Source organism: Paenibacillus sp. JNUCC 34 (assembly GCF_058269055.1).
The window spans coordinates 1,346,100-1,369,379 of the sequence record NZ_CM177770.1; the positions used below are offsets into that span (position 1 = coordinate 1,346,100).

Consider the following 23,280-nt stretch of genomic DNA (forward strand, 5'->3'; position numbering starts at 1 on the left):
AAAAAATGATAAGTATAAACAAAAGCGGTAAGTATTCTTTTCATATAAAATTTGATGCAGGCGGTGTAGAAGATCTGATTGAAGAGTTGAAGGCAGCTTTGAACGGTGCACATGCAAATCTCCGGTTAAGTAATGAAGGCGGTACCACAACTGGTGAACTACCCATCACTTAAAACCTCACGGTTTTTGAAGTGGGGCTTCTCGACTTATCGCTGCTTTTAGTAGCCAGCGAAAACTGACCGAGCTATCCCTCTCGTTCCAAGAGGTCTTTTTTCTATACTAACGCTAATAAGCGCAGTCCTTCATTTTTGATATTGATCGAAGTATTCCAGTCTCGATCTGCTACAAATCCACAATCACAGTGGAATGTCCGCTCAGAAAGAGACAGGGACTTCCTTTTGCGACCGCAACTTGAACAAGTTTTTGGATGATGGAAACCACTTATCTATTTTGATAAGCTTCTTACCTTGTTCTTCTAACTTGTATTGTAGATATGTCGTGAACATACCCCAGGCATTATCAGCAACACTTTTACCAAAATGGAGAGCTTGTGACATTCCCTTCATGCTGAGGTCTTCGATCACCACGCAATCATATCGTTTCGCTAATACGTGTGATTCCTTATGTAGAAAGTCTTTCCGCCCATTTGCAATCTTTTCATGTAGCTTTGCTACTTTCAACCGCTGTTTATGCCAGCGATTAGAGCCTTTCATTCTATGCGATAGAATACGCTGTTCCTTCGCTAATTTTTCCAAGGCCTGGCGATAGAAACGTGGATAATTGGCTGTCTTACCCTCATTACTATCGACAAATAAGCCATTCATGGAAAAATCTAAGCCAATAACCGCATGTACTTCTTTTGGTACAGATTGATGTTCATACTCGGTGAGGATCGAAACATAGTATTTTCCCGTTTTCGTTCGGGAAACGCTGCAAGACTTGATGATATGACATGACGGAATTTCCCGATGTTGCTTCATCTTCATGAGTTTTAGTTTCGGTAATTTAATATAGCCATCCAAAAGCATAATGTTTCCGTTCACCACATTGGTTGTGTAGGATTGTTTTGCCTTACGGTTTTTGAACTTGGGGAATTCAGCACGACCAGAAAAGAAGTTTTGATATGCCTTCTGCAAATTGAGTTGTGCGTTCGCTAGTGCAAGGCTGTCTACTTCCTTTAGCCAAGGGTACGCACTCTTGTATTTTGCAGGTGTAGGTAGTTTTTGCTTCATCAATGCTTCTTTGTCATCCTTGAATTGCTCATAGGTTTCCTTTCGTTCAGCCAGCATTTTGTTGTAGACGAAACGAACAGAGCCGAAGGTTTTTGCAAGAAGTTGCTCTTGTTCTTGAGTCGGGTACAGACGGAACTTATATGCTTTGTTTGCCATATCGAATCACCTCACTTCATTCCTTGGTTTTCTATATTTCTTACTTAAGACCGATTGTATCACACCATGGAAAAATATAGAAAAAGACTTTAGGCTACGCCTACGGAAATTCATCTCCCACTTTCATCATGCTTCGCAAGATTTAGAAGTGGGAGATTTCCTTCGGAGGGACGTTAAAAAATTATGTTGAAATCGGATTGGCGTCAGAAAACGAGGAAGTGAAAGAGGCGGCTGAAGATTTCGCTACGTTAGGAGGGAACGATACATGAATAACGTGAGGCTGCCAGAATACTTGGACGGTACCTACAATATACTTGTTAAGGCTTTCCCATCTGGTATTAGTGATGATGAATATTATCCGTTGCTTTTCGATAATCGCTTATAGTGTATATCGAAGAGTTATCTTTCCTTAGATGATCAATCTTATAGAATGGAAGGTGAAAATGATGATGGATTATTTAAAGCTAAGCAAAGGAGTCGCACACGCCTTGCGTCATGCTCCCTGGGAGTATGAATTGGAGATGGATTCGGAGGGTTGGGTGGAAACGGAGCAACTGGTGATGGCTTTACGGCTGGATAAACAATGGGATTTACTTCAAGCCGGAGATCTGAGCAACATGCTGGATGCTGCCGATAAAAAGCGGTATGAAATAAAGGATGGAAAGATTAGAGCCCTGTATGGTCACTCGTTCCCGCAAAAAATAAAGAAATCTCCGGGAAATCCTCCTTCTGTCGTGTATCATGGAACACCGAGGCATCTGGTGGAACAGATTATGAATGATGGATTGCGGCCCATGGGCAGACAGTATGTGCACCTCGCTGCGGAATCCGATATGGCTGTCATGGTCGGTAAGAGGAAGGATTCTGAACCGGTGCTGCTGGGTATTCATGCAGAGGCGGCTTCTAAGGACGGTATAATATTTTATCAAGGAAACAATACGGTATGGCTTTCTGACTTTGTTCCTTCCCGGTACATTTATATATGTTAGGCGATTAAAAAACCTTGATGAGCTATTTACAGCTAATCAAGGTTTTTTGCATCTTATCCAAATCCGTATAATGAGCCGTGCAATCCGTATTAAGTATAGCAGTGGGCGAAAAACGTGAAATGATCAAATATTAAAGTGACTTTAAAAGTTTAAGATTATGGCTCTAATCCTTGTAACACGTGAACAGGGAGGGGCGTAAGGAAAATTGTGAATGCGTTTTCTTGTTTTTTTGTATTTTAATGTGTTTAACCTTTAAAAATTGAACGTTACTTTAAATTCAGGCCATTTACGGGCCTTGGATGCATCCTCCTATAATAAGGGCAGGCGAAAGAGATCGCCTAGTTCATCACAACAGGAGGGGGAAATACTTGAGATTAGCAAAGAAGACCAAACCGCAGCGCGCTCCACTGCGAACGGCAACCGGTAAGAATCTGAAGCTGCTGCTGATCAAGCGCAACTGGGTATTGTACCTATTTATACTACCGGCATTTTTATACTTCTTCATTTTTTCCTACGTACCCATGTACGGTGTGCAAATTGCGTTCAAAGACTTTATTGCAACAAAAGGTTTTAGTGGGAGTCCGTGGGCGGACCCTATATTCAAACACTTTATTACCTTCTTCAGTTCCACGCGATTCGCAGAAATATTCTGGAACACCATCTCCATTTCATTCTATTATTTACTCGTCAGCTTCCCGGCACCGATCATTCTGGCACTATTGATCAATGAGGTGAAGAACAATAAATTCAAGAAGCTGGTACAGAACATCACGTACATGCCATACTTCATCTCCATGGTTGTACTGGTAGGGATGATTGATCTGTTCTTTTCAAATACGGGACTCGTCAATCAGCTGACCGCTCTAGTCGGTATGGAGCCTATTCATTTCTTGCAGAAGGATAGTCTATTTAACGACATGTATGTGTGGTCAGGCGTATGGCAGACTACCGGATATGGATCCGTCATTTACTTTGCCGCACTCGCTGGCGTATCGCCAGAGTTACACGAAGCGGCTACGATTGATGGGGCAAGCCGGATTCAACGAATCATCCATGTCAACCTGCCGGCAATCATGCCAACAATTACAATCATGCTGATTATTAGCGTTGGGGGAATCATGAACCTTAGCTTCGAGAAAGTGTTGCTTATGCAGAAGGATATTAATATGGAAGTGTCCGAGGTCATTTCAACTTATGTGTACAAACTCGGTATCCAAAAGGCCCAGTATAGCTTATCCTCTGCAGTAGGATTATTCAACAATATCATAAACTTGACACTTCTCATATTAGTAAACCGCTTCTCCCGTAAGGTTGGAGAGAATTCATTATGGTAAGGAGGGAGATTGCATGCTTGTAAAAGAAACCAAGTCCGACAAGGTGTTTAATTCGGTCAACCTTGTTGTTCTGACCGTGATTCTACTTCTGACAATGTATCCACTCTGGTTTATTGTAAGCGCCTCCATCAGTAATCCTGATCTGGTGAACTCCGGCAAAATGCTACTGATTCCTAAAGACATTTCCTTCAGTGGATACGAGAACATTTTTAATGATACCAGCATTTTAAGGGGATACCTGAACACGATCGTGTACACGGTGGCAGGAACGATTATAAATGTGGCGGTCACGCTACTTGCTGCGTATTCGCTATCGCGGAAAGATTTTGTAGGAAATAAATTCTTCACCATTATGTTTCTGATTACGATGTTCTTCTCCGGCGGTCTAATCCCTACCTTTATGACGGTTAAAAGTGTAGGCCTTTATAACTCACCATGGGTTATGGTGATTTTGGGGGCAACGTCGATGACTAACATTATTATCAGCCGTACTTTCTTTCAGACAACGATTCCAATTGAGGTGCAGGAAGCGGCACAGATTGATGGATGCTCCAATTTCCGATTGTTTGCTCAGGTAGTGCTGCCGTTGTCTACGGCTATTATCGCCGTTATGGCATTGTTCAGTGCCGTAAATCACTGGAACAGTTATTTCACCGCATTGATCTATATAAGAGATGCTCAATGGCAGCCACTTCAAATCATTTTGCGGGAAACGCTGTTGAAGAGTCAATTCAATGCTGAGCTGCTGCAGCAGGGCGGGGATACTGCCGGATTGCTTCAGGAAGAGCTGCGTGCAGCGGAACAGATTAAATATTCACTTATTGTTGTTGCATCCTTGCCTGTTATGGCTCTGTATCCATTTGTGCAAAAATACTTTGTTAAAGGCGTTACACTGGGCTCTGTTAAGGGCTGATAACCCATGCTTCACTTACACCGGCAACAAATGATTTTTCATATATACTCAAGAGGAGGAAGGATTTATGAAAAAGAAAAGCATGCTCGCATTACTACTTAGCACTACCCTGTTTGGAAGTTTATTGTCAGGCTGTGCATCTCCAGAGAAAGAAGCAGAAGGGAATAATTCGGAGAATACTCCGGGAGTTGAAACGGGTCTGCCCGATTATTTGAACCCTGTAGGGGAGTATCCCATCACCAAGGAAAAAATCAAAATGAAAGTGATGGGTAAAAAAGATCCCGGGGGCTCGGATTGGAGCGAGCTGGAGATTTTTAAGAGATTAGCGGAAAAAACGAATATTGAGCTTGAATTTGAGCTTTCAGAGGGTGACACGTTTAACGAGCAAAAAAATATAGCTCTCGTTGGCGGTGAATATGCGGATATCATCTTGAGAGGGGCAGATAAGACAGATGAAGAAACCTACGGTCCCCAAGGTGTGTTTCTTGACCTGACAGACCTGATTGACCAATATGCTCCGAATTTGAAAGCCTTGATGGAGAAGGATCCGGTCATTAAAGCTTCGATTACTTCCATGGACGGTAAAATTTACGGACTACCTTATATTTTTAATACATCAATGACACAAGGACATCTTGGATTCTTTGACTCCCAATGGATGAAAAATGTAGGAATAGAAAAAGTTCCAACCACAACGGATGAGCTCTATGAAATGTTGAAAGCATTCAAAGAAAAGGATGCGAACGGCAATGGTGATCTGAGTGATGAAATTCCATTCTCTGCAGTTGGACTTAACGCATTTCAGCAGCTCTTGGTGCCTGCATTTACAGGGCTTACAGGAGGAATCGGCTTTGACGTTAATGATGCGGGTGAGGTCGTTTATGTTCCTGCGATGAAAGAGTATAAAGATTTTCTCATATATACGAACAAGCTGTATAAAGAAGGATTGATCGATCCTGAATTCACAACCCAGACATCTCAGCAGTGGCAAGCAAAGGTAAAGGGTGGTCTGGTTGGTATTTACAACGCTTCCCCAACAGTGCTCGATCCAGAGGCTGCCAAGTCGGAGCAACTTAGCCTAGGACCTTTGACTTCGCCTGTGAATGACAAAAAAGTGGCTAGAACTCCGTTTAACTTGTACACCAGTAAAGCCATTATTACAGATAAAGCCAAGCATCCGGAAGCTGCCATGAGATTACTGGATATGTTCTACGCAACAGAAGATAAAGCTGTTGATGGTTTCTCAGGCAATACTGTTTTTCTCGGATATGAAGGTGAACACTGGAAGTACACGGATGATACGAAAGCTCAATATGAATGGATTGATCCGATTACAGGTTTTGGAGATATTAACAAGTTGATTTCCGTAAACATGGAACTGCCGGGTTACTTGAACTTTACAGCAATGCCAGCCAATAATCCGCTTATGGAAATGAAGGTTACCCAAGTGAAAGAGAAACAAGTACCTTATTACAGAGATACGTATCCGGTGAATGCCCGTTTTACAGCCAAAGAATCCGAGAGAGGCAACGTTATCGAGAATGATCTCTTAACTTATGTAACGTTGATGACTACCAAGTTTATTATCGGCGAAGAAAGTCTGGATAACTTCGACAGCTACATTGCTACATTGGACAAAATGGGCCTGCAGGAACTGCTAACCATTAAAACAGATGCGCTGAAAAGATGGAACGAATCAATGAAATAATCGGAGGATTGGCCGTGTTACATCAACTAAGTTGTATCCGGGAGATGACTCAGTTACAATCAGCCAAGCTCAAGGACGGGGATATTGCCCTTGTCCTTGGCTATCACCAGCTGGGAGACATCTCGATGCAGTATAAGTGGCAAAATGACTGTACATTAACACATAACGGCGGAACCGTGATTGCCCCTGAAGAGTATAGCGAAAGCGGACGATGGCTGCTGATTCACCATGGGGTATGTGATTTTAGATATTTTGGGATTATGGGCCCTTCATTCCCGGCTGACGAGGCGCTCACAACTATGGTGAATGACTCCTCAATTAAAGTGATTGAAGCCTATACGGATTTGCGCTTTACGAAGCGCCAGAAGTTTAACCGAAGTGACCTTGAGCTTGACTTTCACAATTGCAACGTAACGGCTGAAGGCATTGAGCCGGCTGCACATAACGATCCCTTCGGAGCGGTCATGCATTTTAGGGGACAGCTTATGGAAGAGAGACAGGAGCTAAACCTGTCACAGTCTATAAAAGAGTTATATGATATATTAGAGGTGGAAGACAGCAGCGCATTTCATCTGTATGATTGGTGGATCGTAACGGTAAACCGATTGACAGGCAGGGAAGAAAAAGAGATCGACAAGATGCTGATGGTGACAGAAATAATTGACGATACTCACGTGCGCTTCAATTACAAAATAGGATGGGAGCTTCAAGAGGGACGAACGTTAACCTATCAAAGGGTAGAGCCTGTTAAAAATGTAAACGTTCGCAATATGGTGTTTTTGGGAAATGACGGAGGTGAAGACAAAGGGGCTCAGCCTTTGGCGCTGGAATATGCCGTGAATTGTGACGTCTTTGGCTTACATGCTTATCACACCTACTGGCCTGTCCTTTTGAGAAGGCATAATACGTATTATGTGACTGAAAAATGCTCCCTCACTAATCCTGTTGAAGTGGTTGTTGGCGGTACAGGCTACTTGACGCAGCAAATTCATTGTCTTTATGGCAAAGTCCGCGACTGTGTCGCAAGCAATGCCCGTCATCTGAATGATTTTACAGGAAGCGCTTACTGTATGGTAGAGAACTGTCATGCTGATGGTGATTTCCACGGTGCATTTGTAACCCATGGCCAATTCGAGCATGATCTGACCTATATAGGCAATTCAGGTTTGATATCTTTTGCAAATAGCGGGTTTACATGGGGAGACAGCGCCAAGCGAATTACGGTCAAGCGCCACTCCGCCTGCTGGTTTATTTCTTTTGCGAAAGTAACCGATTTGACGTTAGAGGATGTGTATATCACCAAGACGGAAAAATACCCCGAGTGTGGTACCATGCTGATCAATGCGGATGGTGCCCAGATACGCGGATGTACGGCCGACCAACTCGTATTCACACAGCGAAGTTCACGGTCCAAGCGTCCTAATGTAGTTCAGGACTGTCACTTTACAGAAGGTGTCGAGATTGTTCGCGAAGGGGATACGGCAGTTGCCGCCAAAATACATATCCGTGATGAACTTTAGAAGGGTGGCCGTTCCATGGGACAATTGAAGATCCTTGTTGCGATGCCAAAGAATCAAATCTTCTATACTTTTTTTAATGAAGATTTGATTCGGCAGCTGGAAGAAATCGGAGAAGTAATTTGGAATGAAAGTAGTACAACGCATTATACGAAGCAGGAAATTTGCGAGAAAATTAAAGATGTGGATATATGTGTGACAGGCTGGGGTACGCAGGTCCTTGACGAGGACGTGATGAGCCATGCCAATAAGCTGAGAATGGTTGCACATACCGGCGGCTCTGTAAGACCATATGTAACAGATGCCGTTTACGAAAAAGGGATCACGGTCATTAGCGGGAACGAAGTGTTCGCACAGTCGGTAGCCGAGAGTGTAATCGCCTATTCTTTGGCATCCCTGCGGGATATTCCGCGGTTTTCTGGAGACCTGAAGAAAGGCATTTGGCCTTCCGCCTATTATAACAAAGGGCTGTTGGACAGAACGATTGGCATCGTAGGCTATGGAATGATCTCTAAAATGGTTGTGCAAATGCTTAAGCCGTTCAATGTGAAGATTAAGGTATTCTCTCGTCATATTGCTCAGGAGGAACTGGATAAACACCAAATGCAAAAAGCTGATCTTCCGGAGATTTTCTCCACCTGTGATATCGTTTCGATTCATAGTGGTATGACCCAGGAGAATTATCACCTGATTACCGAGGAGCTCCTACGCTTAATGCCTGAAGGGTCTCTTCTCGTCAATACGGCCCGTGGTGCTGTAATCGATGAGCCTGCTCTTTGCCGTGTGCTGGCGGAAGGCAAGATCAACGCAGTACTGGATGTGTACGAAGTTGAGCCTTTGCCGCAAGGCCATCCGCTGATGGAGCTGGGTAATGCGATTCTGATGCCTCATATGGGAGGGCCAACGGTAGACCGCCGTTTGGTTGTCGTTCAAGCACTTATTACGGATATGAAGCGTTATCTGCAAGGTGAGCCTTTAAGATGTGAAATTGATCAGGCTTATGCCGGTAAGATGTCCACGCATTAGTACAATTATAGAAAAGGAACGGGGACGGCATGACTGCTGTCCCTCTGTTTCTGAGGAATGACGGGGAGGAAAAAGGGTGGAAATATACAGTAAGGGGACGCCTGAAGACGCCCAGGATATTATTGATTTTGCAGATTACATATTCAGTAAGTCAGCAGCGCCGCATGATTTTGCTTCATTGATTCCGAAGCTGTATGGTGAAGGCCGGATGACGCAGCAGTACCATTACCTTGTGAAGGAAGACGGAAAAATTTGTGCGATGCTATGTGTTCTGCCGATTCATTTTAAAGTTGCGGATATAGAGCTTAAGGTTGGTTGTGTAGGTACGGTATCTGTCCATCCGCGGGCAAGGGGAAAAGGATATATGCAGAAGCTGCTCACATTCGCGTTGGATGAGATGAAAGCAGAAGGTTATGACTACAGTCTTTTGGGTGGACAAAGACAGCGTTATGAATACTTTGGATATGAGCCAGCAGGGGTGAAGCTGGACTTTACACTGACCAGTGATAATGTCCGGCACAAGTATAGAGGACTGAACGCGAATCATATTACTTTTGAAGAACTAACTGAGGCTTCGACTCTGTTGGATGATGTTTTTGATTTGTATCAAAAAGGGAAGGTGAGCGGAGCAAGGAACAAAGAGCAGTTCAGTGACCTGCTGCGGACGTGGAATGCCACGCCTTATGTTATCCTTCAGAACGGTATGTTTGCAGGCTATCTCAGCTTGTCCAAGGATAACGGTATGATCTATGAGATCGAGCTTACGGATATAGATCTCCTGCCTTCAGTTTCCAAATCGTTGATGGCTCACAAAGGCCTGCCAGATCTGCATTTCTCGCTTCCTGCCTATGCTAAGGACAAAATTAGACTTCTCGGTAGCGTTTGCGATATGTACAAAGTTGGATATCAGCACAATTATAACATGTTCAAATATGCGCCGGTTATAGAGGCGTATATGAAGTGTAAAGCGTTAGAGAGTAGCCTCCAAGACGGAAGGTTCGTATTGCGGATAGAGAGTGGGGAAACTGTAGACATTCAAGTGCGGAGCGGAGAAGTCATAGTTGAACATATTGTCGGAGGGAATGGTGATGTTCAACCGGACGCCATTCTATCGGCGAGTGAAGCAACGGCTCTGTTATTCTCGCCGCTTAGTTCGTATGCCGGATTTTCAGCTGAGGACGAGAGCCAGCCGAACTGTCCACAAGGCTGGTTTCCGCTACCGTTATTTACACCGCCGCTGGATTGCTGCTGATAGATTTTTAAATCTCGGAAATAGAGATACCACAGAAAAACGACAAGCAGGACACCCGAGGATTCATCCTTAGGTAGCCTGCTTGTTTTTTTGTGGTCCATAAGACAAAACTATTCCTTTGATTTGCAGTCCAACCGGTAATCGCCAGGTGTCATTCCTTCGTATTTCTTAAACAGACGGATGATGCCGGCTTCACTGGCATAGCCCAGACGGGATGCGATTTCGCGCACAGGTAGATCCGTAGATTCCAGCAATTCCTTGGCGATATTCAGCTTCAGCTTGGCAATGTAGTCTTTAACATTCTCCTGCTTGTACTTCTTGAACACGTTGGAGATATACTGTGGTGTGACTTCAAACTCCTGAGACAGCATATTCAGATCCAGCCAGGTTTCACCGGCATGTTGATTAATGTATTCGGCGATTCGATGTACAAGCTTCTCCGTTTTGCTTACGTTTTTATTTTCCGAGAGCACGGAGATTTTATCAATCATTTCCATGAACCTACGCTTGGCGACTTCCATGGAGGAGTGCTGAATCATCTCTTCAATGACATGTTCGTTGGTGGATGGAACCTCCCCTTTGGCTACCAGGAAGAAGTTCATTACCTTCATTAAGGTGGAGGCCACTTCATACAAAAGAAGTTTTGCTGCACCGACTCCGATATTTTTGGAAATGTTAACTTCAAAAATATTGTTCAGAAACTGTTTGGCCTGCTCATAGTGGCCGCTCTTCAGTAAATTGATGAGCTGATGTTCACTTTCCATGGAATAAAAGTAGTCAAAGCTCAGGTTTCCTAAATCCTCAAAGCTCATAGTTTCGTAATCATCCCGCAATTTGCTGTGCTCCAGCGCCTTTTTAGCTTCATCAAAGCATTCGGGCATGCTTTTCAGTTCTGAATATGCCGTGCTCAGACCAACATTCAGGTTTAAGTGATAGTGCCTGAATGCAAAGTGGATCAGCGCATTCGTCTGCTCTCTGGCGATGGACACTGCCTCAGCCGAAACAATGCCATCTCTCAATTGGATCAAAAACATCGATTGGTTACGCCCCAAATCAAAGAAATAACAAGAGAAATACTTCTTCATAAGTTCACAGCTAACGTTTTCAGCTACGACACGTGCGAGGGAAAGATTTTTCTCAGATAAATTGGTATTGTCCATAAAGAACGGACTGTCCATGTCAATCTCCAATGAGCCGATCAGGTACGTATTGGAAGTGAACTCGATACCGATGGACGATAACTGCTGAGCTACATCATCGTAGTTCGTAACCATCCCTCGGATCAGATTCAGCAAATAATCACGCCGGACAATTGGAAGCTGTTTTTCGATAATTTCGTTCAGTTCCTTATCATTCTGAATCTGGTCCACAATCGTTTTTTTAATATTCTCATACTCATTTTTTCCGCTTACCGAGGTTTGAGCATGAATTTGTATGAGCTCATTGATTTCCTTTAGCGGTTTGTAGCTTCGTTTTGCCAAGTAGCGGACAACGATAAGACCAGCCACTAAATAAATTAAGAAAATCGCGATAAAGTTCATCAAGTAGTTGAGATTTTCCTTAAAATACAGGCTCTTTGGCGTCGAAGCGATATACTTCCAGCCATTTTTCTCGGATACGATTTTATTCAAAATTTCATGACGAGATTCTGCCATTTTATCAAAGCTATCGAGTTTTTGGATATTTAGCGTTGGCGCGTCCGGAGAGCTTAGGATTAGACGGTCTTTTTCGTCAAGCACATAAATGTTCGAGTTTGTGACCTGATGCACTTGATTAATTAATGAGAACATATTACTAGCGTCCATTAGAAAAATGACTTGTCCTAGTGGCTTCGATGGGGTATTCATCGGAAAAGACTGGATGTAAGGAAGTACATCTACTATATTGCTCTCGTATTGATTCATTGTTTGAATAGACATGTATTCTTGAAAATGATAACCATGCAAATAATCTTTATTGAAGGTTTCATAATCCAAATCTACAAACTGATACATCAGGTCAAAAAATTTCTGGGCTTTCATTTTTATCGTAGGCGTTATGATTTCATCCGTGGAGTTGATGTAAACAAAATAGTCAAATAGAAAATCGCGGGGCTTTTGCTTGCTGGACATATCTTTCATCAGCTCAGTATAGCTGTAGGAAGGAACGCCTTTGGCTACCTGTTCGAGCTTGGAATTAAATACAATCGCGTTGCTCAGTTCTTTTATATAGGATATATCGTCTTCAATATCAGACTTGAGTTGGCCAAGTAAAGTAACTGTCGACAGCTCGGTCTGCATCGTGATTTGTTTATTTATTTTGGCGTAATAGACGAAGGCGCTGGAAAGGGTGAGAATTAGGATAGAGACATATGACAAGACGAAAATGGTATAGACACTGTTTTGTTTTTTTGGTTTTTTCTTGTTGTAAGGTAACAATGGCCACACGTCCTTGTCTCGTCATTTTTAATAGAAGCCTTTTAAGCTTATCATTCAGTGTAAGCCTTTTCAATAATGTTCAAGTATTTACTTGACAGGAATATTCCCTACAACTGAAGAATGAAATAAGATCATCCCACAGTTTGATTTATTTACCAAGTCGGATGCTTTATAATTAGACCTATCCGTAGGATAGCGGACATATTAATTATCCTTCGGACAATAAATTAGTTGTGAACAGGGGAGGCGTTGCCGATGATTCAATTTCCGAAACCGGATGTAGAACAGTTCTTTCAAACGTATGTTATTCGTTCCTTCGGAGTCCATGCGGATGAGTCGCGTTTGGTGTTCAGCAGCAGCTTGAACGGCAAATATAACTTATGGGCTATCGATATGAACGGGGAAACATCGTATCCTTATCCACTCACTTATAATGACCAGATTTGCAGCTTTATTAAGCTGGATCCAGAGGGACGGCATATTTTAACGGCATTTGACCGCGACGGGAATGAAAACTATCAATTTCATGCGCTTCGCTGGAACGGCGGCGATCCGATGCCGTTGTTTGAGGGGGCCTCACCAGAGGATAAGCACTACTTCGTTCATTTATCGGAAGATGGAAAACGGCTGTACTACTGCACTTCCAAGGATAATCCATCCTATCTGAATTCATGCGTGTATGACCTGGAATCGAAGCAGAATAAGCTCTTGATCGAAGGGAAGGATACGATAACCGAATTGGCTGGGGTTAGTCCCGATGAGAAAAGCGTTGTATATAGCAAAATGTACGCCAATACACATTATTTAAGTTTTGTAAGTCGTGAAGGCGAGGATGATCAGTGTCTGACTCCTTCACAGGAACAGGTTCATACTGCTGGGGATGTCATCTTCCTGGATAATGATACCCTGTTGTTCGCGACCAACTTTGACTCGGAATTTGCTTATATTGCAACTTATGATATTCCAAATAAAGAATTTAAGCCGCTCCGTCATATTGAGCGGGAGAGCGTCAGCCTGATGCGATATCATAAAGATTCGCGTACGGTCTATGTGGTCACTGAAAAGGGAGTTGAGGATAAGCTGTACGCTTATTCACTGGATAGTGGCGAATTGACACCAATTCCGCTTCCATCTGATATCGTTGAGCAGCTTACAGTAGCAAAATCGGGCAATCTGTATCTTCTGGCCCGCGGAGCGGTTAAGCCATTTAATATCTATCGATACCAGGATGGTGCATGGAATATGCTCACTCGAAATGTCATGACCGGATTGACCGAAGAAGATTTGGTATCTCCCGATGTCATTACATACCAATCATTTGACGGTATGGAAATTGAGGCGATGCTGTTCCGTGCCAAGGAGCAGCAAGCGAATGGTTATACGGTATTCTGGCCTCACGGCGGGCCTCAGGCGGCTGAACGGAAGCAGTTCCGTGCCATGTTCCAGTATATTATCGCACAGGGGTATAACATCTTCTGTCCGAATTTCCGCGGAAGCACCGGTTACGGGAGCTCTTTTGTGAAGTTGGTAGAGCAGGATTGGGGAGAGGGTCCGCGGAAGGATTGTCTGGCCGGCATGGACTGGTTGTTCGAGCAGGGGATATCCACGCGGGAGAAGTTGTTCGTTATGGGCGGAAGCTATGGCGGATACATGACGCTGCTGCTGGCAGGGCGTAACCCGGAATATTTCCGTGCAGCTATTGATATTGTTGGTGTCAGCAATTTGTTTACATTCTACAATTCTGTACCGGAACACTGGAAGCCAATTATGAAGCAATGGATCGGAGATCCGGAGCAGGACCGTGAACGGTTTATCAAGGATTCGCCAATTACGTATCTGGATAACATGGTTAATCCAATGCTTATCATTCAGGGGGCTAATGATCCCCGGGTTGTAAAGGAAGAATCGGATCAGATCGTTGAAGCTCTCCGGGCCAAGGGCCGTGATGTGGAATATCTTGTGTTCGAGGATGAAGGTCACGGAATTACGAAGAAAGCCAATGAGAAAATCGGGTATGCGCGCATGGTTGAGTTTCTTAACCGCTGCGAATAAAGTCCTTAGTTAAAAACGGCAGGTCAAGAGATGTCATATTCTCGGCCTGTTGTTTTAAATTTGCACACAGTATCACTTTTTGCTCATAAGTTGATTTTTACGACAATACACTATGCTTAGAAGGTCTGAGCAAGATCCTGACAATCGGCTGTCCGGAAGGAACGAAAGCGAAAACTGAGGAGGAATAAGATGAAAACGCTCACAAACCTGGTGACAGGGAATGCAGACAATAGCAAGGACATGGGGCTGATCATATGCTCTGGTTGCGATGAGTTGATTGACACTTTGCCGACGGATGGTGTGAAGATCATTCATAGCCAGTGCGGCAGGGATGAGTGCAGGAGGGCATGTCCTGAGGATTTGTGAGCGAAAGGAATGGTCTTTTATTAATCAACTGGCTGTATAATAAAACGGCAGTTCTGCAGGCTTTCGCCACAGCAGACTGCCGTTTACTTTAATGAGAATTAGAGCGTGTATCAGCTTGGTTTCTTGGTATACATAAGTCCGACTGTATGTGGACCACAATGACTGCTAATTACGCAGCCTGCAGTGGAAATACTGACTTGTCTTGCGCCTGTCTTTTCTTGAAGAACTTTTTTTAGCATGAGTGCTTCCGATTCAGCCATAGAATGTACAACGACAATAAGGTCGTTATCCATATCTTGAACACGATCCAGCGTATTACTCAACATCTGTTCCAAAGCTTTCTCTTTCTTGCCCCGAACTTTATAAGCAGGTATCATGCCGCCGTTAACAACCTTAATAACAGGTCTTATCTTCAGTAAACTTCCAATCACATTTTGCATGCCGGAGCAGCGTCCACCCTTATACAAGTAATCGAGTGTATCAATGACAAATTCGCATTCTACTTGATCCGTATAGCTGTTCAGCAGATCGACGATTTGCGGAATCGAAGAACCTTCTTTAGCAGCATGGACCGCTTTCATAACCAGAAGTCCGATCCCGCAGGACAGGTTGCGCGAATCAATCACGGTTACCCGGCCTGATGGCAGCTCTTCAGATGCAATGATGGCATTTTGATAAGTGGAGGACAGCTCTGATGAAATGCTCAAGAATAATATGTCGTCTCCCTGCTCGATAAACGGAGAAAATGCAGTAATAAAATCAGAAGGCGATGGTGCAGCAGTCTTCGGCAGGCTACCTGTTTCTTCAACTTTGGCATATAACTCTAAAGGCGTAATATCGACTCCGTCCCGAAGAGAATCTTCCCCAAACACAACATATAGCGGTACGATGCCGATGTCGTATTCTTCAATCCACGATGACGGTAAGTCACAGGTGCTGTCAGCGAATATTTTTATTTTACCAGACATGAACATCTCCCTTTAACTCTTTTAAATTCCTTTTATTATATCAAGGTTAGGTATGTTTTCAAAGGATAGAAATAGGCACGGTCGAAAAGTTCCAACAATTCTGTACATTGCAGCGACCGAACCCAACATCGTATCTGAAAAAGCCCCGATTAGAGGTAGATATCCTCATTGCGGGGCTTAAGCTTGTTCATCCTACTATTGATTTGTCTTTGCTGCTTCCAAATAGGTTTTAATAAAAGCCAATGCATTGGCTTCTTTCTCGGACCCGCCGCGGATTCCGGCTATCATTTCTGTTTTGGCTAAGGGCAGAGCTTCAGCGAGCGGGCTGTTCATGATATCTACCGCATATACTTTCTCAGCAGTTTCTTCTTCCAGTTTGGTCTTTATTAGCATATCGGGGGTGACCAGTGACTTGAGCTCGCCCTCAAGTTCCGGTTCGAGGCTTCTCGCAATGCCTTGATTGCCAACCCAGTTAAAGGCTGTCTGATCCATGATATACAGATCCGGACGCTCGGTAGTTAGCATAAGCATTGCTTTTTGGAGAAGGGCGACATCATTCGGTGAACCTGAGTCCATTGGAGGAACATACGTGATGTTAACCTGTACTCTTTTCCACTCTGGAAACTGTGATAAGATGGCATCCTCAATTGGTTTGTAGTCTTGACCCCCGTCAGGAGTCATGAAGGAGCCCAAAAACATGACGGATAAATCTACCGGTGGCAGATTGGCAAGCCGTTCCTGCTCGGCTCGATGGTTGAAAATACCAATGATTGCATAAATGATAATACCGAGGATAACAAGTCCGCCAAGTACATGGTATCTATAGTAACGGAAGAAATGCTCCGTCTTCTCCGCAGTTCCTGCCATGCCTTTAAATTTGCTGTATTTCTTGCGGCTTATTTCTTCCAGGGATTTGCGCTTTTCCTCATCCAAAATATAATTATATGCCCGTGTTACTTCTGCGAAACGTTCTTCTACTTCATCAGCCTTATCCGGATCCCGTCTTTGCTCGGAACGGGACTGTCGCATGAGCAGGGTATATCGGTTATCAAGTTCTTCTCTGGTTGCTGTTTCCGGAAGCCCCAGCTTCTCAAACGCTTCTTTCATCTGATCCATGAGTATGTCACCTCTTCATATACTGTGAGAGTTTCTTAGTTACCAGTATATAGTGTAACGGCCCCATGATACAAACGAAACGATTTAACATAGCACATGGATCACATGGATACACGGTACCCGATTTACTTGCGCGATTACAAAACTATTTTTTACCTTTGGGAGGAATCATTATTAAAGTAGGCTCGAGGGAGTAGAACGATTTTGGATTTTTTTTCTATTTATATCTGACATGGAGTATAGTTTTTACTCAGACAAGCATATGAATAGACATTCCTTCTCTTGGAGCTGTTCATTATGCAGTCTATTATCAAGTATTTTATTATCGTCATCGGGAGTGTTCTGATCGCCGCTGGGACGAATTTCTTTCTCGTTCCGTATAAAGTGCTGGACGGTGGGGTCATCGGTATCGCGTTGATCATCAATTATTTGTTCGATTTGCACATTGGCTTTGTTATAATACTGTGCAGCATCCCTATGTTCATGGCTGCTTGGCTGTTAAACCGTTCCATCTTTTATAACAGTTTGACGGGAATGTTGATTTCCTCTTTTGTTATAGACTTGTTGTCTCCATTACAGCCGGTTTTTCATCCATACTTAGATTGGGGAGCCATTTCAGGCGCTTCGGCCGGCGGGCTTTTGATCGGGACGGGGCTTGGCATTATGCTGCGATTTAATACAAGCACGGGGGGAACGGATTTGTTAGCCCATTTTCTCGCCCGACGAATTCCCCTGAATGTGGGAGTCATTATTTTATTGATGGATGTCATCATTATCGGAATCGGTGGACTTCTTCTGTCTGGTAGCACCTTTATTCTATCGATCTTTACGATCGTTTCAGGCGGAGTAGCTACAGGTCTATGCACAATGAAACCATGGTACAGAAAAAAATAAAAAACCGCAGTGTGCGACATTCACATATAGGATGCGCTCTGCGGTTTTTTCAAAATATAAGAAAGTATAAATTGCATATTGCATACTTGGCTTATATTTCTCGAAGAAACGTGATCGCCCGTTAAATAAGGACGCCGAAGGTGTTTCTTCTTGTGTATTTTCTATGATAAATGCATTATTTCAGATTTGCCTTAGCTTCATAGAAGGCGCGCATGTAAGCCTGAGCTTTCTCGGAGATCAGATTGTAGTCTCCCGCCTTGACGGCTTCCTTGGTTAAATCGGAACCAATGCCGACGGCAAAGGCGCCTGCTTGTACCCACTCAGCCAAATTATCCAAGCTTACACCGCCAGATGGCATAACATTAGCTTGTGGCAGAGGACCCCGCAGAGAAGGAATTACCGATGGAGAGAAGAGGTTTCCCGGGAACAGCTTGACCACATCAACACCAAGCTCCAGCGCAGCTAAAATATCGTTTACAGTGAAAGTTCCCGGCATTACCGGCACCCGATATCGGTTACAGAGAATAATGGTCTCCTTATCTAAGCCTGGAGAAACAATAAATTCAGCGCCAGCTAGAATGGCAAGTCTTGCCGTCTCGGAATCGAGAACTGTACCGGCTCCGATAATGGCGTAATTGTCCGCACTCGGATCGGCTGATGAGTACTTTTTGGACAACGCTGTAATGGCTTCCATGGCAAATGGCACCGTCAGCGTGATTTCCATAATCTTAATTCCACCTTCGATGGCCTTTTCCGCCATTCTGACGACCTCTTCCGGCGAATCGCCGCGAAGAACCGCAATAACACCAGCCTCATGGATTTGTTGGATAAGCTTCATTTTTTTCATCGTGTTCACTCCTGATCGATTTTGTCTACTGCTGTGTCTGCTACTTGCTACTATCGTTCAATATGCTCTGTATTACCGCGACGAAGCTCCACTTCTTCCCAGGTCGGGAGAGCTTCCCAATCACCGGGTGCTTGAATGACAAGGGAGCCTGTTAGCCCACCTAACCGGATGGATTCTTCGAGGGAATAACCTTTGGAAAGACCCGCCAGAAAGCCGGCACAAAAGCCGTCGCCTGCCCCAACGGTATCTACAACCTTATCCACCTTGTCAAATGGAACCGAATGGACATCGTCCTCTCGAACGATAACGTTGTTACCGTGAAAGCTTTTAACAACGGTTACAGCTTTAAGCTGACGGAGATTTTGGAGTATCTTATCATCGTCATCCGTCTGATACAAGAGCTTGCATTCATCGTGGCCCGGAAGGAAATAATCACATGATTGTGCCAACTCTAGCAGAACGGGACGAGCTTGTTCGATATTCCAGAGCTTCAGGCGGAGATTGGGATCAAAGCTGATCTGAACACCATTCTCCTTACACAGCGAGATCACGTGACGAATGGTATCGAGACAGCTTTGGCTCAGGGCCGCCGTAATTCCTGTGAAGTGTACGATTCGTGCCTGGGCAATGTAAGCAGCGTCGACTTGATCAGGAGTCAGCCTGCTTGCTGCGGAGCCTGCGCGATAATAATAAACGGATGATTTTCCTCTGACGGACTCTCGTAACATCAGGCCTGTTGGAGCATTACCAGTATATCGAACTCTGGATACATCTACGCCCTCTCCGCGAAGTGTTTTCACAATTCCTTGTGCAATCGGATCTTGTCCCAGTTGTCCGAACCATCCTACTGGACAGCCTAATCTTGCAAGGCCAATGGCCAGATTGCTCTCTGCTCCGCCGAAGGATTGTGCCATGGTACCGCCTTGTCCAATCCCCCTAGGGCCTTCTGGATATAATAGTCCCATGGACTCTCCGAAAGTGATGACATCATAGGGACGTTGTGTTTCAGTAGTCATAAACAGGCTGCCTCCTCATACTTACTTATGTACATTTATCACTTTACCTCGCGGTAATAGATAACTCAATGAAAAAAAAGCGCTTTCGGATAAGAAGATAATTTAATGACATTGTCTCTAACTTAATGTGGGAGAAAACACTCGTTTTAGAAAATGTTTATTGACAAACCGGCTGCATCGACTGTTAAGTGAAGTTAATCCTTTACTGCAGCAAAAAAAGAAAATTAGGGACAGTTATAATTGCTATTTGTGGGGAATAGGATATTTTTGTGTACCAAATTGGGTCATCCATGTGGACAGCAGACAGTCCATTGCAAAAGGAGCCGGTGGCAGCCGGCTCCGGTGACAACAGCCAGCGGGGCGGGGCGGATTATGGTTAAAGTGCTTCAATCAACCGATAAGAAATAGGATCATTCAAGAAGGGAAGGATCTATTTCTTATTATGGAAAGCAAGCATCGATACAACCAAAGTGGCGAACGAAATCATCAAAGTTAACGCTTCATTCACGCCCATAGATTTCACCTCCTGTTCTTCCGCCCCCTTGTCAGCTGGTATTGTAATATATAATATGCCAAATGCTTACATAAAAAGAACTAATTATAGGAAGCGCTTTCACGATTTATTCATAAATATTTGAAAATATCGTCAAATTGAGCAGATATATATAAATTTCAACAGGAGAAAACGGTAAAAGCTTGTATCCATCAACGGGACAGGTGTCTTTTTCATGTGATATTATAGATGTCACTGATATTGATAGGAAGGCAGGCATGGCATCACATGAATACAAGATCAGTCAAGTTGTTTGAACAAATGAAGGACCAGGTACTGAACATTATCTTGGAGAGCGGATTAAAACCTCATGACCCGCTACCCTCTGAGGGAGAGCTTGCGGATCGCTTTGGAGTCAGTCGAATGACCGGGAAGATGGCACTTCAAGCGTTGCAGGAGGAAGGAATCGTCTATCGTCTTCCGAGAAGAGGAACCTTTCTGGCGGATGTGGAACTGGAAGAATTGAGACAATCGGCAGGTATGAGACTGGCCTATGATTCCAAGCATCCCCGGCGTACCGGTCATTATATTGCTCTGATCGTACCTTCGATCGATGATTATGTCGGTAACATCATAACTTCTGTCGAACTGGCAGCAAAGGAACAGGGGTTCGAAGTAGTCATCAAAGTTACGGGGGATGAAGCCGCTGAGGCTAAGGCTGTGCGAAGTCTTTCCCGCCAGTCCGATATAACCGGCATCCTGCTGTTTCCGGTCGATCGAAAAATATGCGGAGATCATCTTCTCCGTCTGAAGCTTCAGAAATATCCAATCGTTATTCTGGACCGCCAATTCAATGAAATTGGTTTCGATAGTGTAAGCCATGACCATTACAGTGGCGCTTATAATATAACCTCACATCTGCTTCGAACGGGTCACCGGGAAATCGGGTTTATTACGAGCCATATGAACAAGGTTAAGAGCCGGGAGGAGCGTTATCAAGGATACATTGACGCTCTGTTGGAATGGAAAGTGGACATACACACAGATCGAATGCTTTTTCTTGAAGTCAATGAGACAGGGCTGCCGGGAGTAGCAGCAAAGCAGACCGCTATTCAGACGTTTCTTAACACAGACTGTAAGCTTACAGCCGTATTCTGTTCGGATGATTTTCTTGCGATGTCCACGTTGAATGCCGCGCTGAGTCTTGGATTCAAACTGCCTGAACGGCTGTCGATTGCCGGATTCTCTAACCATAGTGTGCTGCAATATGCTCAGTTACGAATGAGCACTGTCGGCCAGCCGATGAATGATTTTGGCAGCTCAGCCGTTCGTTTAGTTATGGATCGTTTGGATAATCCGGATGGTGATCCAGTAACCATTAGGCTAAAAACAGAATTAATTACTAATGATTCCACTATGCCTGAAATTTGATGCAGCGTTTATGTACTCCATAATCTCTATAAATCAATTTGCAAGAATGTCCATTTTTTAACCCTTTTTCCTAGTGAATCAGCTATGATAGAGATATTAACACTAGGGATATAAGAAGGGAATTTATATATATATGAAAAAATTACTGGGCTCATTTATTGCCGCTGCTTTAATTTCATCGGTCATTCACATATCAGACAGCTCATCTGTTGCATCTGCTGCATCCTCTGCCGTATTGTCGCTTCGGACTGATGAGCAGATCGTTGAGCTGGATACAGATCCTGTAATTAAGAATGGAACCCCTTTCCTACCGGTCTATATGCTAAGAGACTGGTCGGGAATGAAGCTGAAATGGGATCAGAAGAGCAGAAGTGTAACGGTCTGGTCAGATGGTGAACGGTATGTAATGAAGAACGGAAGCAGGACAGTAGTCAACGGAGATAAGAAAATTACGCTCGACACAGCTGTTTATATTGTTCATGGCCGAGCTATGATTCCAGCCTCGTTGCTGGAGAGAATAACGGGTGCTGAAGTGAAATGGGACAAGGATCTTGAAGCTATTATGGTGAAGTCCAATGGAAAAAGACCGATTGCGGTGGCGGACAATCGTCCTGATGTGAAGCTTTATGGGATTGATGAGAAGGATGGTGTATTTGAAGGCCTCGTGTTGGAAGCAGGGGGGAAACGCCATAAGTATAACTGGGAGACTCCGCTGAGCTGGAAGGATGTACCCCAGATGACGGTGCAGGACCTCAATAACGATGGTAAATCAGAAGTTGTGGTTATCCTGAATCAAGGTTCGGGAACCGGACTTCATATGCAGGAAATTCATGTGGTTAATCCTATTTCTTTTAAAGAAATACCAGTCGAGTCCCTGGAAGAAACGATTGGGAAATGGGTTTCGACCAAGCTGAAGAAAGATGGCAACATGCTTCATGTGACTGTTGATATTAAAGGCTCGCAGAACAATGTGAACATGCATATTCCGGATTTTGATTATGTGGATCAGACCGAGATGGGATTCGGCGCTGTGATGTACTATGCTGTTGAGAATAACAAGCTGGTACTACGTACAGGCGGTAACGTTTCATTTAGTGCATTTATCGGCGATTTAGAAATCACCTATGGTTTCAATAATGGACAATATGTAGCCGAGAAGGTACAGTTTATTCCGTTTGAGGAATACATGCAGTACGTACAATAACGATAAATTGTAAGCGGATAGAAAGGGTAGCAATATGAATCAGCGCCGCGATTAACGCTACCGGGAAGCGAGACGCCCTCTAGCTGGTTTTATGAGTGATATAAGTATACCTTCACTTCATCGAAGAGGTTGAAGGAAGAAGGGATTCGTGGTGAGTCCACGGGTTCGCCAGTTTCTCCATCAAATAATGGATTGGAAATATATCCATCTTTAAAGTTGTAGCGATCAAGATGATGATAGTTGGGTCCGTCCAAGGTGTTGTAGGCTTTCTCTATAATACCGACACAGCGTAACTTCTATAATCTTCGAGCACTTTCCAGCTAGGAAGGTCGTCGATCTCTTCCTCTGC

General features: G+C 44.0%; 19 protein-coding genes and 1 pseudogene. 13 read left to right on the forward strand and 7 right to left on the reverse strand.

Going from position 1 to position 23,280, the window contains the following annotated elements:
• The first annotated feature begins 5 nt into the window (after window positions 1-5).
• Complete coding sequence (locus tag AC2TF5_RS06140) at window positions 6-173, forward strand: hypothetical protein (protein ID WP_491301321.1); 168 nt, start codon at window positions 6-8, stop codon at window positions 171-173.
• A 101-nt stretch (window positions 174-274) separates the two neighbouring features.
• On the opposite strand, the pseudogene AC2TF5_RS06145 reads toward AC2TF5_RS06140, so the two are convergent.
• Window positions 275-1,388, reverse strand: a pseudogene (locus tag AC2TF5_RS06145) (RNA-guided endonuclease TnpB family protein).
• 413 nt (window positions 1,389-1,801) lie between these two features.
• On the opposite strand from AC2TF5_RS06145, the gene AC2TF5_RS06150 reads away from it, so the two are divergent.
• The 7 genes from AC2TF5_RS06150 to AC2TF5_RS06180 all read left to right on the forward strand — a co-directional run bounded on the left by AC2TF5_RS06150 (window position 1,802) and on the right by AC2TF5_RS06180 (window position 10,127).
• Entirely contained in the window at window positions 1,802-2,377 is a 576-nt protein-coding gene (locus AC2TF5_RS06150) for an RNA 2'-phosphotransferase (RefSeq protein WP_491301322.1), read from the forward strand.
• 368 nt (window positions 2,378-2,745) lie between these two features.
• Window positions 2,746-3,711, forward strand: a complete 966-nt coding sequence (locus AC2TF5_RS06155) for an ABC transporter permease (RefSeq protein ID WP_491301323.1) — start codon at window positions 2,746-2,748, stop codon at window positions 3,709-3,711.
• A gap of 13 nt (window positions 3,712-3,724) precedes the next feature.
• Window positions 3,725-4,624, forward strand: coding sequence for a carbohydrate ABC transporter permease (locus tag AC2TF5_RS06160; RefSeq protein WP_491301324.1), 900 nt, complete (start codon window positions 3,725-3,727; stop codon window positions 4,622-4,624).
• Between the two features lie 67 nt (window positions 4,625-4,691).
• Window positions 4,692-6,332 carry an extracellular solute-binding protein gene (locus AC2TF5_RS06165; protein WP_491301325.1) on the forward strand — a complete coding sequence of 547 codons (1,641 nt, stop codon included), beginning with the start codon at window positions 4,692-4,694 and terminating at the stop codon, window positions 6,330-6,332.
• A 14-nt stretch (window positions 6,333-6,346) separates the two neighbouring features.
• On the forward strand, window positions 6,347-7,852 hold the full coding sequence (locus AC2TF5_RS06170; RefSeq protein WP_491301326.1) for a hypothetical protein: 1,506 nt from the start codon (window positions 6,347-6,349) through the stop codon (window positions 7,850-7,852).
• 15 nt (window positions 7,853-7,867) lie between these two features.
• Window positions 7,868-8,875, forward strand: coding sequence for a hydroxyacid dehydrogenase (locus AC2TF5_RS06175; protein WP_491301327.1), 1,008 nt, complete (start codon window positions 7,868-7,870; stop codon window positions 8,873-8,875).
• Window positions 8,876-8,951: 76 nt separating this feature from the next.
• Window positions 8,952-10,127, forward strand: a complete 1,176-nt coding sequence (locus AC2TF5_RS06180; protein ID WP_491301328.1) for a GNAT family N-acetyltransferase — start codon at window positions 8,952-8,954, stop codon at window positions 10,125-10,127.
• Window positions 10,128-10,237: 110 nt separating this feature from the next.
• Here AC2TF5_RS06180 and AC2TF5_RS06185 read toward each other — a convergent pair whose 3' ends face one another.
• Entirely contained in the window at window positions 10,238-12,553 is a 2,316-nt protein-coding gene (locus AC2TF5_RS06185) for a helix-turn-helix transcriptional regulator (protein ID WP_491301329.1), read from the reverse strand.
• Window positions 12,554-12,799: 246 nt separating this feature from the next.
• On the opposite strand from AC2TF5_RS06185, the gene AC2TF5_RS06190 reads away from it, so the two are divergent.
• Together AC2TF5_RS06190 and AC2TF5_RS06195 are read left to right on the forward strand one after the other, a co-directional pair.
• Window positions 12,800-14,596 carry a S9 family peptidase gene (locus tag AC2TF5_RS06190; protein WP_491301330.1) on the forward strand — a complete coding sequence of 599 codons (1,797 nt, stop codon included), beginning with the start codon at window positions 12,800-12,802 and terminating at the stop codon, window positions 14,594-14,596.
• A gap of 189 nt (window positions 14,597-14,785) precedes the next feature.
• Window positions 14,786-14,962, forward strand: a complete 177-nt coding sequence (locus AC2TF5_RS06195) for a GapA-binding peptide SR1P (RefSeq protein WP_491301331.1) — start codon at window positions 14,786-14,788, stop codon at window positions 14,960-14,962.
• Window positions 14,963-15,072: 110 nt separating this feature from the next.
• On the opposite strand, the gene AC2TF5_RS06200 is transcribed toward AC2TF5_RS06195, so the two are convergent.
• Together AC2TF5_RS06200 and AC2TF5_RS06205 are read right to left on the reverse strand one after the other, a co-directional pair.
• Complete coding sequence (locus AC2TF5_RS06200) at window positions 15,073-15,930, reverse strand: DegV family protein (RefSeq protein WP_491301332.1); 858 nt, start codon at window positions 15,928-15,930, stop codon at window positions 15,073-15,075.
• Window positions 15,931-16,125: 195 nt separating this feature from the next.
• Complete coding sequence (locus tag AC2TF5_RS06205) at window positions 16,126-17,046, reverse strand: J domain-containing protein (protein WP_491301333.1); 921 nt, start codon at window positions 17,044-17,046, stop codon at window positions 16,126-16,128.
• Window positions 17,047-17,343: 297 nt separating this feature from the next.
• Between AC2TF5_RS06205 and AC2TF5_RS06210 the strand changes: the two genes are divergently transcribed.
• The gene (locus AC2TF5_RS06210) at window positions 17,344-17,940 is read left to right on the forward strand and encodes a YitT family protein (RefSeq protein ID WP_491301334.1); all 597 of its coding nucleotides are present in this window, start codon (window positions 17,344-17,346) and stop codon (window positions 17,938-17,940) included.
• A gap of 175 nt (window positions 17,941-18,115) precedes the next feature.
• Here AC2TF5_RS06210 and AC2TF5_RS06215 read toward each other — a convergent pair whose 3' ends face one another.
• From AC2TF5_RS06215 to AC2TF5_RS06225, 3 genes are all read right to left on the reverse strand, one after another.
• Complete coding sequence (locus tag AC2TF5_RS06215) at window positions 18,116-18,787, reverse strand: bifunctional 2-keto-4-hydroxyglutarate aldolase/2-keto-3-deoxy-6-phosphogluconate aldolase (RefSeq protein WP_241930376.1); 672 nt, start codon at window positions 18,785-18,787, stop codon at window positions 18,116-18,118.
• 50 nt (window positions 18,788-18,837) lie between these two features.
• On the reverse strand, window positions 18,838-19,803 hold the full coding sequence (locus tag AC2TF5_RS06220) for a sugar kinase (RefSeq protein ID WP_491301335.1): 966 nt from the start codon (window positions 19,801-19,803) through the stop codon (window positions 18,838-18,840).
• Window positions 19,804-20,233: 430 nt separating this feature from the next.
• Entirely contained in the window at window positions 20,234-20,317 is an 84-nt protein-coding gene (locus tag AC2TF5_RS06225; protein WP_379249454.1) for a putative holin-like toxin, read from the reverse strand.
• Between the two features lie 267 nt (window positions 20,318-20,584).
• Here AC2TF5_RS06225 and AC2TF5_RS06230 point away from each other — a divergent pair, with 267 nt between their 5' ends.
• Both AC2TF5_RS06230 and AC2TF5_RS06235 read left to right on the forward strand, forming a co-directional pair.
• Window positions 20,585-21,727 carry a GntR family transcriptional regulator gene (locus AC2TF5_RS06230; protein WP_491301336.1) on the forward strand — a complete coding sequence of 381 codons (1,143 nt, stop codon included), beginning with the start codon at window positions 20,585-20,587 and terminating at the stop codon, window positions 21,725-21,727.
• 133 nt (window positions 21,728-21,860) lie between these two features.
• Window positions 21,861-22,931, forward strand: a complete 1,071-nt coding sequence (locus AC2TF5_RS06235) for a copper amine oxidase N-terminal domain-containing protein (RefSeq protein ID WP_491301337.1) — start codon at window positions 21,861-21,863, stop codon at window positions 22,929-22,931.
• Window positions 22,932-23,280: the final 349 nt, after the last annotated feature.

What these genes read in the sequence shown, in the direction of transcription:
- AC2TF5_RS06195 (WP_491301331.1), top strand. Translation starts at nt 14,786, where the DNA reads ATGAAAACGCTCACAAACCTGGTGACAGGGAATGCAGACAATAGCAAG.
- AC2TF5_RS06160 (WP_491301324.1), top strand. Translation starts at nt 3,725, where the DNA reads ATGCTTGTAAAAGAAACCAAGTCCGACAAGGTGTTTAATTCGGTCAAC.
- AC2TF5_RS06220 (WP_491301335.1), bottom strand. Translation starts at nt 19,803, where the DNA reads ATGACTACTGAAACACAACGTCCCTATGATGTCATCACTTTCGGAGAG.
- AC2TF5_RS06175 (WP_491301327.1), top strand. Translation starts at nt 7,868, where the DNA reads ATGGGACAATTGAAGATCCTTGTTGCGATGCCAAAGAATCAAATCTTC.
- AC2TF5_RS06190 (WP_491301330.1), top strand. Translation starts at nt 12,800, where the DNA reads ATGATTCAATTTCCGAAACCGGATGTAGAACAGTTCTTTCAAACGTAT.
- AC2TF5_RS06200 (WP_491301332.1), bottom strand. Translation starts at nt 15,930, where the DNA reads ATGTCTGGTAAAATAAAAATATTCGCTGACAGCACCTGTGACTTACCG.
- AC2TF5_RS06205 (WP_491301333.1), bottom strand. Translation starts at nt 17,046, where the DNA reads ATGGATCAGATGAAAGAAGCGTTTGAGAAGCTGGGGCTTCCGGAAACA.
- AC2TF5_RS06150 (WP_491301322.1), top strand. Translation starts at nt 1,802, where the DNA reads ATGATCAATCTTATAGAATGGAAGGTGAAAATGATGATGGATTATTTA.
- AC2TF5_RS06140 (WP_491301321.1), top strand. Translation starts at nt 6, where the DNA reads ATGATAAGTATAAACAAAAGCGGTAAGTATTCTTTTCATATAAAATTT.
- AC2TF5_RS06235 (WP_491301337.1), top strand. Translation starts at nt 21,861, where the DNA reads ATGAAAAAATTACTGGGCTCATTTATTGCCGCTGCTTTAATTTCATCG.
- AC2TF5_RS06210 (WP_491301334.1), top strand. Translation starts at nt 17,344, where the DNA reads ATGCAGTCTATTATCAAGTATTTTATTATCGTCATCGGGAGTGTTCTG.
- AC2TF5_RS06215 (WP_241930376.1), bottom strand. Translation starts at nt 18,787, where the DNA reads ATGAAAAAAATGAAGCTTATCCAACAAATCCATGAGGCTGGTGTTATT.
- AC2TF5_RS06225 (WP_379249454.1), bottom strand. Translation starts at nt 20,317, where the DNA reads ATGGGCGTGAATGAAGCGTTAACTTTGATGATTTCGTTCGCCACTTTG.
- AC2TF5_RS06165 (WP_491301325.1), top strand. Translation starts at nt 4,692, where the DNA reads ATGAAAAAGAAAAGCATGCTCGCATTACTACTTAGCACTACCCTGTTT.
- AC2TF5_RS06230 (WP_491301336.1), top strand. Translation starts at nt 20,585, where the DNA reads ATGAATACAAGATCAGTCAAGTTGTTTGAACAAATGAAGGACCAGGTA.